This window comes from Streptomyces sp. NPDC033131 (genome assembly GCF_055578365.1).
Genome location: NZ_JBVIPA010000003.1, coordinates 134,450 through 146,262, shown reverse-complemented (window position 1 = coordinate 146,262; position 11,813 = coordinate 134,450). Strand labels below are relative to the sequence as shown.

At 71.6% G+C, this 11,813-nt stretch carries 11 protein-coding genes and 1 pseudogene; 6 read left to right on the top strand and 6 right to left on the bottom strand.

The window, feature by feature from the left end; genetic code table 11:
- Positions 1 to 63: 63 nt before the first annotated feature.
- Both ACZ5XS_RS05950 and ACZ5XS_RS05945 read left to right on the top strand, forming a co-directional pair.
- Positions 64 to 456, top strand: coding sequence for a hypothetical protein (locus ACZ5XS_RS05950; protein WP_468648176.1), 393 nt, complete (start codon positions 64 to 66; stop codon positions 454 to 456).
- A 155-nt stretch (positions 457 to 611) separates the two neighbouring features.
- Positions 612 to 2,072, top strand: coding sequence for a S28 family serine protease (locus tag ACZ5XS_RS05945; RefSeq protein ID WP_468648174.1), 1,461 nt, complete (start codon positions 612 to 614; stop codon positions 2,070 to 2,072).
- A 37-nt stretch (positions 2,073 to 2,109) separates the two neighbouring features.
- On the opposite strand, the gene ACZ5XS_RS05940 is transcribed toward ACZ5XS_RS05945, so the two are convergent.
- Both ACZ5XS_RS05940 and ACZ5XS_RS05935 read right to left on the bottom strand, forming a co-directional pair.
- Entirely contained in the window at positions 2,110 to 2,757 is a 648-nt protein-coding gene (locus tag ACZ5XS_RS05940) for a hypothetical protein (RefSeq protein ID WP_468648172.1), read from the bottom strand.
- Positions 2,758 to 2,873: 116 nt separating this feature from the next.
- Positions 2,874 to 4,742, bottom strand: a complete 1,869-nt coding sequence (locus ACZ5XS_RS05935; protein ID WP_468648170.1) for a glycoside hydrolase family 3 protein — start codon at positions 4,740 to 4,742, stop codon at positions 2,874 to 2,876.
- Between the two features lie 396 nt (positions 4,743 to 5,138).
- On the opposite strand from ACZ5XS_RS05935, the gene aroA reads away from it, so the two are divergent.
- Together aroA and ACZ5XS_RS05925 are read left to right on the top strand one after the other, a co-directional pair.
- Positions 5,139 to 6,377 (top strand): 3-phosphoshikimate 1-carboxyvinyltransferase, encoded by a 1,239-nt coding sequence (aroA, locus tag ACZ5XS_RS05930; RefSeq protein WP_468648168.1) that lies wholly within the window; start codon positions 5,139 to 5,141, stop codon positions 6,375 to 6,377.
- A gap of 13 nt (positions 6,378 to 6,390) precedes the next feature.
- Positions 6,391 to 7,026 carry a GNAT family N-acetyltransferase gene (locus ACZ5XS_RS05925; RefSeq protein WP_468648166.1) on the top strand — a complete coding sequence of 212 codons (636 nt, stop codon included), beginning with the start codon at positions 6,391 to 6,393 and terminating at the stop codon, positions 7,024 to 7,026.
- Positions 7,027 to 7,671: 645 nt separating this feature from the next.
- Here ACZ5XS_RS05925 and ACZ5XS_RS05920 read toward each other — a convergent pair.
- The gene (locus ACZ5XS_RS05920; protein ID WP_468648164.1) at positions 7,672 to 8,049 is read right to left on the bottom strand and encodes a MerR family transcriptional regulator; all 378 of its coding nucleotides are present in this window, start codon (positions 8,047 to 8,049) and stop codon (positions 7,672 to 7,674) included.
- Positions 8,050 to 8,124: 75 nt separating this feature from the next.
- On the opposite strand from ACZ5XS_RS05920, the gene ACZ5XS_RS05915 reads away from it, so the two are divergent.
- Positions 8,125 to 8,853 (top strand): SDR family oxidoreductase, encoded by a 729-nt coding sequence (locus tag ACZ5XS_RS05915; protein WP_468648162.1) that lies wholly within the window; start codon positions 8,125 to 8,127, stop codon positions 8,851 to 8,853.
- Positions 8,846 to 9,126 (top strand): annotated as a pseudogene (locus tag ACZ5XS_RS05910) (RNA-guided endonuclease InsQ/TnpB family protein); the annotation flags it as partial. The gene ACZ5XS_RS05915 and the pseudogene ACZ5XS_RS05910, both read left to right, overlap by 8 nt.
- A gap of 9 nt (positions 9,127 to 9,135) precedes the next feature.
- Here ACZ5XS_RS05910 and ACZ5XS_RS05905 read toward each other — a convergent pair.
- The 3 genes from ACZ5XS_RS05905 to ACZ5XS_RS05895 form a co-directional block, all read right to left on the bottom strand.
- Positions 9,136 to 9,936: a sugar phosphate isomerase/epimerase family protein gene (locus tag ACZ5XS_RS05905; RefSeq protein ID WP_468648160.1), complete on the bottom strand. Its 801-nt coding sequence runs from the start codon at positions 9,934 to 9,936 to the stop codon at positions 9,136 to 9,138.
- A 10-nt stretch (positions 9,937 to 9,946) separates the two neighbouring features.
- On the bottom strand, positions 9,947 to 10,879 hold the full coding sequence (locus tag ACZ5XS_RS05900; protein WP_468648597.1) for a bifunctional helix-turn-helix transcriptional regulator/GNAT family N-acetyltransferase: 933 nt from the start codon (positions 10,877 to 10,879) through the stop codon (positions 9,947 to 9,949).
- Positions 10,880 to 11,003: 124 nt separating this feature from the next.
- A complete protein-coding gene (locus ACZ5XS_RS05895; protein ID WP_468648158.1) occupies positions 11,004 to 11,603 on the bottom strand; it encodes a dihydrofolate reductase family protein in 600 nt (199 codons plus the stop codon).
- Positions 11,604 to 11,813 lie beyond the last annotated feature (210 nt).

Genomic DNA, 11,813 nt, shown 5'->3' with positions numbered 1-11,813 from the left:
ATCCGACACCCGTCCCGCGTCCGTACACCAGTACGCTCATCGCGCGATACGGGAGGGACGCCTGTGAACAGGGGTGCTGGGATCCGCCGACGGCTGACGCTCGGCTTGGCCGTGCTGACCGCGTCCGGGCTGCTCGCCGTGGCCGCGCCCGGGGACGCGCAGGCCGCCGCCTCGTCCTGCGAGGGGCGCAAAATCAAGTCGTTCTCGTTCTCCACCGGCTCCGTGGAGGTGTACAAGCGGCGCGGGTACATCTGCGCGATCACGCTGCCCAAGAAGCCCGGCACGCGGCGCTACATGATGGTCGGCGTGCACGCGTACGGCCTTCAACCGGTCGTGGACGAGGGGCAGTACAGGCGCTTCGCCGGGCCGAGGACCGTACACGCCGGTCAGCGCTGCGTGCGGGTCGAAGGCGCGGTGGGCGGCGGATCCTACACATCCGACTGGCTCCTGTGCTGAACCACGGACCGAACGGGCCGAACAACCGACCAAACCACAGGCCGATACACACACTTCCTACAGGGTTTTCCCCATCAAAAGCCCATCTCCCCTGGTGCTGGGGCGACTTGCTCCGCTAGCTTCCGGCGCACATCTGTACTCACAGGGGAGGGTGCATGCGCAAGGCGCTCAGATGGCTGCTGGCGCTCACGGTGCTCATGGGCACGTTGAGCACGGCGGGGGCGGCCACAGCCGCCGAGCCGGAGGCCACAGGCACCACTGGCCTCACCGGCACCACCGCGGCCACGGACATCAAGGAACGACTCCTCTCCATACCGGGGATGAGCCTGATCGAGGAGAAGCCCTACACCGGCTACCGCTTCTTCGTCCTCAACTACACCCAGCCGGTCGACCACCGGAACCCGTCCAAGGGCACGTTGCAGCAGCGGATCACCCTGCTGCACAAGGACGTCTCGCGCCCGACGGTCTTCTACACCGGCGGCTACAACGTCTCCACGAACCCGGGCCGCCGCGAGCCGACCCAGATCGTGGACGGCAACCAGGTCTCCATGGAGTACCGCTTCTTCACCCCGTCCCGGCCCGACCCGGCCGACTGGACCAAGCTGGACATCTGGCAGGCCGCCAGTGACCAGCACCGCATCTTCAAGGCCCTCAAGCCGATCTACACCAAGAAGTGGATCTCGACCGGCGGCTCCAAGGGCGGCATGACCGCCACCTACTTCGAGCGCTTCTACCCGAAGGACATGGACGGCGTCGTCGCGTACGTCGCCCCCAACGACGTCGTGAACAAGGAGGACTCGGCCTACGACCGCTTCTTCGCCACCGTCGGCACCAAGGAGTGCCGCGACCGGCTGAACGGGGTGCAGCGCGAGGCGCTGGTGCGCCGGGAGCCGCTGGAGAAGAGGTACGCGGCGTACGCGGCCGAGAACGGCTTCACCTTCGACACCATCGGCAGCCTGGACAAGGCGTACGAGGCGACGGTGCTGGACTACGTCTGGGGCTTCTGGCAGTACAGCCTGCTCTCCGACTGCGACTCGATCCCGGCGGACGCGAAGAACGCGACCGACGACGACATCTGGACCTCGATCGACACCATCGCCGGGTTCTCCTTCTACACCGACCAGGGCCTGGAGCCGTACACGCCGTACTTCTACCAGGCGGGCACCCAGCTCGGTGCGCCGACGATCGTGTTCCCGCACATCGAGAAGAAGTACATCCGCTACGGCTACCTGCCGCCCCGGTACTTCGTCCCGCGCGACATCTCGATGAAGTTCCAGCCGTACGCGATGCGTGACGTGGACAGCTGGGTGAAGCACAACGCCCGTCACATGCTCTACGTCTACGGCGAGAACGACCCGTGGGGCGCGGAGCCGTTCCGCCTCGGCAAGGGCGCGAAGGACTCGTACGTCTTCACCGCCCCCGGCCTCAACCACGGCGCGAACGTGGCCGGCCTGGTCCCCGACCAGAAGGCGTTCGCCACCGCCCGGATCCTGGAGTGGGCCGGCGTCGCCTCCGCCACCGTCCAGGCAAACCCGTCGGCGGCGAAGCCGCTGGCGAAGTTCGACGCCAAGCTGGACGTACGGGACGTGGAGCGCGAGCCCACGCTGCGTCCGTAAGTCCTCTGCTGCGCCCGGCCGTCGGACCCTTCGCGGGTCACACCGGCCGGGCGCAGCCCACCGGGTGTTCGCCGCCCAGTTGGACGTACAGGGCCGTCGGCAGCGGGCACCGGGTGCGTTTGTCGACCGCCTTGGTCACCTTGTGCTCCGGTTCCTTGTCGCCCTTGCCGTCGCAGGCGGTCTCGCGGACCTGGCCGTCGCCCAGGGCGTAGACGCAGTCGCCGACGATGGTGCGGGGGCCGCCTCCGCCGCCGGGGTCGCCGGGGTGCGGTGGGCTCAGGTTGCGCATGCAGGCGTAGCCCTGGGGGATCGCTCCGTCGCCGTCCTCGTCGGAGACCTGGCTCTGTTCGCTGATGTGCAGCACGAAGTCGGTGGTCGCCGGGCACTGCGGTCCGTCGCCGACCGTGCCGTCGTGGCGGGCCACGACCCGGGCCGCCGCCCGCTCACCGGTGCACGCCACCTCGGTGAAGCTGGTCGTGCCGAAGGAGCTGCACTCGTCGACCGCGAGGAACACCGCGCCGTACCCGGCCGTCCGCGAGGGCGAGGGCGGCACCGCAGTGCCGAGGCGCCCGTCCTCCTCGCCACCGCCGCCCGCACCGGACGCCGGTCCCGAGCATCCCGTCAACAGGGCGGCCAGCAGCGCCAGCAGGGCGCACACGACCCCCACGGAACTTCTCTCGCGCATCGCCATCCCCCCGGGTCCCCCCGCCCAGCGTGACCCGACGTGGCGGGCGCACGCCAGACATGCAGGGTGCTTTGAGCCTTTTGGGGGGCGTACACCGGTTGCGTGGCGTATGAGGGCTACGTCTGATACGACAGCCCGTGCCCGACGGAATAGAGCACTCGCGCCGGATCGTCCGCCCGTACCACCGGCACCGGCAGCTTCCCGCGCGGTGAGACCCGCCCCGCGATGACCCGGGCGGCGGCCCGCAGTTCGACGTCGGTCCAGGAGTAGGCCGCCAGGCAGGCCGGCACGGAGGGCAGCTGGGCCACGTCGTACGGATTGCGGATCGCGACCGCCACCACCGGCTTCCCGGTCGCCACCAGCTGCTCGACGAGCGTCTTCTGGGTGCTGGTCGCGGTGACGTTGTACGTCCCCACCACCACCGCGTCCACGTCCCGCGCCGCCGCGAGGGCCGTGGCGGTCGTGGCGGCCGAGGGGGCGGTGCCCGTCGACAGGGCGGTGGCGGTGAAACCGAGTTCGGTGAGCGCGCCCGCGAGCACGCCGGTGGGCGGCCCGGTCGTCCCGGACGGCGAGGCGGGGTCGGCCCCCACGACGAGCACCCTGGGATGCGTGCGCCGGGACAGCGGCAGCAGCCGCCCCTCGTTCACCAGCAGCGTGGTCGTCCGCTCCGCGATCCGGTCGGCCGCCGCCAGATGGGCCGCGGTGCCGACCGTGTCGGTGACGCCGGCCTGGCTGACGTAGGGCTCCTCGAACAACCGCAGCTTCGCCTTCAGCCGCAGCACCCGCAGGACGGACGCGTCCAGCCGCGCCTCGGTGAGCTCCCCGTCCTGTACGGCCTTCAGTACGGCGTTCCACGCGAGGTCCAGGTGGGGAGGGTCGAGGAGCTGGTCCACCCCCGCCTTCAACGCGAGCACCGGCACACGGTCGTCGCCGTACTTCTCCCGGACGCCCTTCATGCCGAGGGCGTCCGTCACCACGACCCCGTCGTAACCGAGCTTCTCGCGCAGGATGCCGGTGAGGATGGGGCGGGAGAGGGTGGCCGGGTCGCCGGAGTCGTCGAGCGCCGGGACCATGATGTGCGCGGTCATGATCGAGTCGATGCCGGCGCGGACGGCGGCCCGGAAGGGCGGCGCGTCGAGCTCTTCCCACTGGGCGCGCGTGTGGGTGATGACCGGGAAGCCGTAGTGGCTGTCGACGGCGGTGTCGCCGTGCCCCGGGAAGTGCTTGGCGGTCGCGGCGATCCGTGCGCGCCCGTAGCCGGCGACCTCGGCGGCGACCAGCCCGGCCACCGCGCCCGGCTCGGCACCGAAGGACCGGACGCCGATCACCGGGTTCGCCGGGTTGACGTTCACGTCGGCGACGGGGGAGTAGTTCTGCCGGATGCCCATCGCCCGCAGTTCGCGGCCCGCGACGAGGCCGAGGGTGCGGGCGTCGGCGCGGGAGCGGCCGGCACCCACGGCCATCGCGCCCGGGAAGAGCGTGGCGGGCTTCCCGACCCGGCAGACGATGCCGTGCTCCTGGTCGGTGGAGATCAGCACGGGCAACCCGCGCGGCTGCTCCAGGGACGCTCTCTGGATCCCGTTCGACAGGTCCGCGATCTGGTGGGGGCTGCGGGTGTTGTGCGCCCAGCTGAAGTAGATGATCCCCCCGAGCCGGTACCTGGCGACCAGCTCGGCGGCCGTGCGCACGCCGAGCTCCCTGAGGTTGGCGTCGACGTCGGCCTGGTCGGGGGCGGTCGCCGAGTGGCCGTAGACCCGCGTCACGAAGAGCTGGCCGACCTTCTCCTCCAGGCTCATGCGGGAGACCAGGGTGCGCAGGGCTCTGTCGTCGTCGGCGGCGACGGCGTACGAGGGGGTGCCGACCGTCAGCGCGGCGGTGGCGCCGGCGGTGGCGGCGAGGACGGTACGTCTGGAAGGGCGTGCGGTGCTTGCCGAGCTTCCTGTGCTTCCCGAGCTTCCTGTGCTTCCCGTGCTGGTGTCGGGCACGTGTGCTCCTTCCGGAGGAGAGCCACTGAAGGAAACTTCCGAGAGGTCACCAATATCCGGGAAGTTTCTGCCGGTCAAGGGAGCGCACAGTAACCAGAGAGGGGCCGCCATCGGCGCAGTTGGAGGGGGGCGCGCCGATGGCGGCGTGCTGCCGGCCGCAGTACGGCGGAAGGGTGGGTCAGCGTTCGCAGCCAGCAGCGAGGCCGACACCGCACCACGGTGACTCTCCGACAGCTTGCGGATTGGACGAGCGGGGGCGGGGCCGGGTTCCCCGCTCGGGCCGTATTTCCGAAGTCGGTAGCCGTGGGGCGGGTGGGCTCACCGGGGTGTGGCGGAAGGCGTTCCATCCCGTGGACGTCCCCGCGCGGGACGCGAACGGGGGGCGATCATCGAGGCATGCCCGTAGTCGACATTCCAGGCTCGAAGTCCCTCACCGCCCGCGCCCTCTTCCTGGCGGCCGCGGCCGACGGTGTCACCACCCTCGTACGACCGCTCCGCTCGGACGACACGGAGGGCTTCGCGGAAGGCCTGGTACGGCTCGGCTACCGGGTCGGCCGGACCCCGGACGCCTGGCAGGTCGACGGCCGCCCCCAGGGCCCCGCGGTGACCGACGCCGACGTGTACTGCCGCGACGGCGCGACCACGGCCCGCTTCCTGCCGGCCCTGGCGGCGGCCGGCCACGGCACGTACCGCTTCGACGCGTCGCCCCAGATGCGCCGACGCCCGCTGCTCCCCCTGACCCGAGCCCTGCGCGACCTGGGCGTGGACCTGCGGCACGAGGAGGCGGAGGGCCACCACCCGCTGACGGTGGTGGCGGCGGGCGTCGAGGGCGGCGAGGTCACGCTGGACGCGGGGCAGTCCTCGCAGTACCTCACGGCGTTGCTGCTGCTGGGCCCGCTGACGCGGACGGGTCTGCGGATCACGGTGACGGACCTCGTCTCGGTGCCGTACGTGGAGATCACGATCGCGATGATGCGGGCGTTCGGGGTCGAGGTGCGCCGGGACGGGAACGTCTTCGTCGTCCCGCCGGGCGGCTACCGGGCGACGACCTACGCGATCGAGCCCGACGCCTCCGCCGCGAGCTACTTCTTCGCGGCGGCGGCCGTGACGGGCGGCGAGGTCACGGTCCCGGGCCTCGGGACGGGGGCACTCCAGGGCGATCTGGGATTCATCGACGTACTGCGGCGGATGGGCGCCGAGGTGTCGGTCCGCACGGACGGCACGACGGTCAGGGGAACCGGCCGGCTGCACGGCCTCACGGTCGCCATGCGGGACATCTCGGACACCATGCCGACCCTGGCCGCGATCGCCCCCTTCGCCTCCGGTCCGGTACGGATCGAGGACGTGGCGAACACCCGCGTCAAGGAGTGCGACCGCCTGGAGGCCTGCGCGGAGAACCTGCGACGGCTGGGCGTGGCGGTCGAGACGGGCCCCGACTGGATCGAGATCCGCCCGGGGCTGCCCGCCGCCGCCTCCGGCACGCAGATCACGTCGTACGGCGACCACCGCATCGTGATGTCGTTCGCGGTCACCGGGCTCCGCGCGCCGGGTATTTCGTTCGACGATCCCGGATGCGTACGCAAGACTTTCCCCGGTTTCCATGAGGAGTTCGGGGCGCTGCGCGCACGGCTGTGAGGGGCGGCAAAGGGTGGGCTTCATGCTGCAGGGACCGGTTCTGGAGGGGGCGTTGGTCCGCCTGGAACCGCTGGAGCACCGGCACGCGGCCGGCCTGGCGGAGGCGGCGGAAGCGGACCGGGGCACCTACGAGTTCACGTGGGTGCCGAGGGCCGACGAGGTCGGCGCCTACATCGACGCACAGCTGGCCCGCGCGGCCACGGGACGACTCGCGCCGTACGTCCAGGTCTCGACGCGCACGGGACAGGTGGTCGGTGCCACCTCGTACTGGGAACCCCGCTGCTGGCTGACGGACGACCGGCTCGACGCCGTCGAGGTCGGCTTCACCTGGCTCGCCGGCCCGGCCCAGGGCACGGGCGTCAACGCCGAGGCCAAGCTCCTGCTGTTCCGGCACGCCTTCGAGAAGTGGGGCGTGTCCCGGGTCGACTTGAAGACGGACGCCCGCAACGAGCGCTCCCGCGCGGCGATCCAGAGCGTCGGCGCCCGCTTCGAGGGCGTCCTGCGGAACTGGTCCCGCTCCTGGGCACCGGGCGAGGACGGCCGGCTGCGCGACTCCGCGATCTTCTCGGTCACGGCGGCGGAATGGCCGCAGTGCCGGGGGCGGCTGGAGGAACGGGTGGCGAGGCTGGCGGCGCGCGCAGGGGGGTAGCAGAAGCCCGTCCGGCCCCGGGTGGCGCCTATACGACCCGCGCGAGGCGCGACCGGGTTCCGGAACCGGCGCGACGGGCCGCTTCCGGCGACGGACCCGAGGCTGTTCCGCGCCGCGTGCTTCGAGGCGGCCGGAGGAGTCAGGGGGCGCACGGACGTCCTGACGATCCCGGACCCTCGACCCTTGAGGCGGTCACGACTGCCGGAGGCGGAGAGCCGCAACGGTCGTGTGCCACGCCCACCTGCCCCCTGGTCGCCTTCACTGACCCACCGCCGGAGCTGGGACGCCCGCTGTCGCGGTTCGTGGACCCGCCGCCCCGGGCCGGTGCCTTCGGGGCGTTCGGCCTCCGGGCCCCGCGAGTCGTCGAGCTGAGCACACCGATGAGCTCCTCATCGCCTCAACCAGAACAGCGAGGTTGGATCGCTGACGTCTGGCCGACCGCGCCTAAGGGGTCCTTTCACTATGCCCGTCCGGGTCGCGCGGCCTGGCACCGCACCTCGCCGCGTTGCCGAAACGCCCACGTGGCTCCTCCCCCACGCTCGAACAACCTCGCGCGGGGGGACCCCCATCGAGGCCGCTCCGGCGCCTTGCGATGCACGGCACCCGACCACGCGACCTGATCGGACGCTCATAGTGAAAGGACCCCTAAGGGTGCGTGTCCGTGATCGCGATGACCTCGTCGAGGTGGTCCAGGGTGGCCTGCAGGTCGTCGATCTTGGCCTGGATGCGCTCGCGCTCGGCTCGCAGCATGGCTCGTTGCCCGGAGTCGGTGTGCCCGGCGTCCCAGCACGGCAGGAGTTCGGCGATCCTTCGGCTGGTGAGGCCGGCGGCGAACATCTCCTGGAAGAAGCGGACCAGGGGGATGGCGTCCTGCCGGTACAGGCGCTGGCCGGACGGGCTGCGCTCCGCGACGAGCAGCCCTTGCTGCTCGTAGTAGCGCACGGCGCGCACCGAGACGCCGGCACCTCGTGCCACCGCGCCGATGCGGATCAACCGCTCGGCCGCGGCCACTGTGACAGTCATGGTGATTCCTCTCACCCCGGCCCTGGCGACCAGCACTTGCCTCTGACGTTGGCGTCAGGTTTTAGCGTACCGGCCATGGACATCAACAACTCCGTCGCCCTTGTCACCGGAGCCAACCGCGGCCTGGGCCGCGCCTTCGCACAGCGCCTGCTCGAACGGGGCGCCCGCAAGGTCTACGCGACGGCCCGCCGACCGGAGACCGTGGACCTGCCCGGGGTCGAGGTGCTGCCCCTCGACATCGCCGATCCCGCATCCGTGAGGGCCGCCGCCGAGGCCGCCCCGGACGTCTCGCTACTCATCAACAACGCGGGAATCAGTACGGGGACCGACCTGGTGACCGGTTCGCTGGACGCGGTGCGGCACGAACTGGAGACCAACATGTTCGGCCACCTGGGAATGATCCGGGAGTTCGCGCCGGCGCTCGCCGGGAACGGCGGGGGCGCGATCGTCAACGTCCTCTCCGCCGTGTCGTGGTTCGGGATCAAGGGCGCCAATGCCTACCACCTGAGCAAGGCCGCCGCCTGGGCCATGACCAACGGCGTCCGCCTGGAGCTCGCCGAGCAGGGCACGCTCGTCACAGCGGTACACCTCGGTCTGGCCGACACCGACATGGCGGCGGGCTGGCCCGTTGACAAGATCGCTCCGGCGGACCTGGCCGACGCGGCGCTCGACGGCGTTGAGGCGGGCTCCGCCGAGGTCCTCGCCGACCAGTGGAGTCGGGACGTCAAGTCCCGTCTGCCGCTGACGCCGGAGGAGTTCAACGCCGCAATGGACCGCGCCCTGGCGGCGCTGATGGCGGCCTGAGGGAGCGGTCGCAGTGGAGGGCCTGGCGGTGAAGGGCTCGCCCGTACGCACCTGGCCAAGTCCGTGCACGACGCCGGGTGGTCCACGTTCGTGACGATGCTGGAGTACAGGGCCGCGAAGTTCGGCCGCAGCTTCCACCGCATCGGCCGGTTCGAGCCGACCTCCCAGGTCTGCTCGCAGTGCGGCGTCAAGGACGGTCCCACGCTCCTGCACATCCGCGTGTGGGAATGCGGGGCTTGCGGGGCCGTCCTCGACCGGGACGTCAATGCGGCGGAGCGGAAGTCAGGCCGACTCGTTGAGCAGCCGGGCCAGGTGGTCGTGGCCCGCGCGCAGCAGGTCGGGAAGCGGGGCGGCCGCCTCGTACCACCGCTTCTCGTACTCCCAGCACAGCCAGCCGTCCCAGCCGTGGCGGGACAGGACGTCGACGCACTCGGTGAGGGGGAGGACGCCGGCGCCGAGGCGCAGGGGGGTCGTGTCGTCGGGGGAGGCGATGTCCTTGACCTGGACGTATCCGAGGTAGGGGGAGAGTGCCGCGTACGTCTGGGAGGGCTGCTCGCCGCCCAGCCAGGTGTGCATGACGTCCCAGAGGGCGCCGACATGGCGGTGGCCGACCAGGCCGAGGACGCGGATGGCGTCGGCGCCGGTGCGGTGCGAGTCGTGGGTCTCGAGGAGGATGCGGACGCCGAGGTCGGCGGCGTACTCGGCGGCCGTGCCCAGGCGCCGGGCGGCCGTGGCGTCGGCCTCCTCCCGGCTCTGCTCGGCGGCACCGCCGGGGAAGACGCGGATGAAGGGGGCGCCCAGGTCGCGGGCGAGGTCGAGCAGGCGGCGGATCTCCTCGATCACGGGGGCGTCGTCGCCCGGCGCGGCCACCCGCGCATACCCCGCGATGCCCAGGACCTCCACGCCCGCCGCCTTGAACTCGGCGGCCACATCCATGCGTTGGGCGAGGTCGAGGCCGGGATGGACCGGCTCCTCCGGATCCGCGCGCAGCTCGACACCGTGGTAGCCGTACGTGGTCGCGAGTCGCAGCACTTCGGAGAGGGGCAGGCCGGGGACACCGAGGGTGGAGAACGCCAGTTTCATGGTCCCACTGTCACTCGCCGGTGCCGCCGAGGTCCAGGCGCCAGTCCTGGCCGTTCAGGTCCTTTCCGAACGAGCGGTGGGGTTTCTCGGCGACGAGGACGAAACCGTGGCGCTGGTAGATGCGGCGCGCGGAGGCGAGGACGTCGTTGGTCCACAGGACGAGGTCGCGGTAGCCGACACCCCGCGCGAAGTCGACGACCGCCCCGACCAGCCGGTCGCCGATGCCGAGCCCCCGCGCGTCCGGCTCGACCAGCAGCAGCCGCAGCCGGGCGGTGGCGGGTGCCTCGTCCCGTACGCACATCACGCAGCCGACGGGCCGTCCGTCCGACTCGGCGATCCACACGCGCTCCAGGTGCGGATCGTGGTCCTGGGCGAAGTCGGCGACGATCCTCGCGACCAGTCCCTCGTAGTCGGCGTTCCAGCCGTACTCCGCCGCGTACAGCGCGGCGTTGCGCTGCACGATCCAGCCGAGGTCGCCGGGGCCCGGCTCGCGCAGCACGACGTCCTCGCGGCGGGGAGCGCGGCCGTCGGAGAGGAGTTCCCGCACGGTCCGCATCGCCTCGCCGAGGCGGGGACGCTCGGCGGACGGCACGGTGGCGAGCAGGGCGCCGACGCTTTCGTTCGCCCGCTCGGCGAGCAGGCCGGCCGTCTCACGTCCGTGTGCGGTGAGCGAGACGTGGCGCCGGCGGGGGTCGAGGCGGGAGGGGGCCCGCTCGATCAGCCCGTCCCGCTCGAACTTGTTCAGGATCCGGCTCAGGTACCCGGCGTCCAGGGAGAGCTCGGCACGCACGTCGGCCGCGTCCGTGCGCGGGGAGTGCGCGAGCTCGTACAGGACGCGGGACTCGGTGAGGGTGTAGGGGGCGTAGAGCTTGCGGCTGTAGTCGAGGGCGCCGATGACGTTCGTGCAGAAGCGGTTGAAGGCACGGATGTCCTGGACGGTCATGATCATCGACCCCCGGAGGTTGACTCAGATGGTTGACTCAGTCAGAGATACCGTCGGGTCGAGCGTAGGCCGAGGGGCGCTGCCCGTCCATGCCCGTGCGGCGCCCGGCCCTCGTCCTCGGCTGTTACGCGTCCTCGGTGGCTGCCCGGTACACGCACACCTGCGCGCCGGTCGGCGCGGTCGCCGTCGACACCAGCTCGAAGGCGGCCCTGGTCCCGTCGTCCGGGAAGATCGACTTGCCGCCGCCGAGGATCACCGGCATGACGATGAGCCGCAGCTCGTCGACCAGGCCCTCGCTCAGCAGCGTGCGGGCGAGTGAGGGGCTGCCCATGATCAGGAGGTTGCCGGCGTCGCTCTCGCGCAGCTTGCGCAGGTGGGCGACGGCCTCGTCACCGGCGATACGGGTGGTGTTGTCCCAGTTCAGCTGGTCGTCCGTGAGGGTCCGGGACACGACGTACTTCGGGATGGAGTTCATCCGGTCGGCGAACGGGTCCCCCGCCCGCTCCGGCCACGCCCCCGCCATCGCCTGCCACGTCCGCCGCCCGAACAGCAGCGCGTCCGCCTCCCGCAGCGCCCCGTCGAAGGCCCCGCCGACCACCTCGGGGTCGAAGAACGGGTGCGTCCAGCCACCGTGCGCGAACCCGCCGTCGGTGTCCTCCTCCGCCCCGCCGGGCGCCTGCACGACGCCGTCCAGGCTGATGAACGCGGTGATGAAGATGCGCATGGGACTCACTCCGGTTCCTCGCGGGTGCCGTGATCGGCGTTTACGGCCGTTCAGACCAGGGTGCGGCGCAAAACTCATCGGTGCGCACCATCCAGCCCGTCCGGCGTTTGGGGACGAGGCCCGTTCAGGGCCGACAGCGGGGTCTGGGGGCGCAGCCCCCAGCGGGGTGGGCAAAGGCCCGGGGGTCCGGGGGCGGAGCCCCCGGTGCAC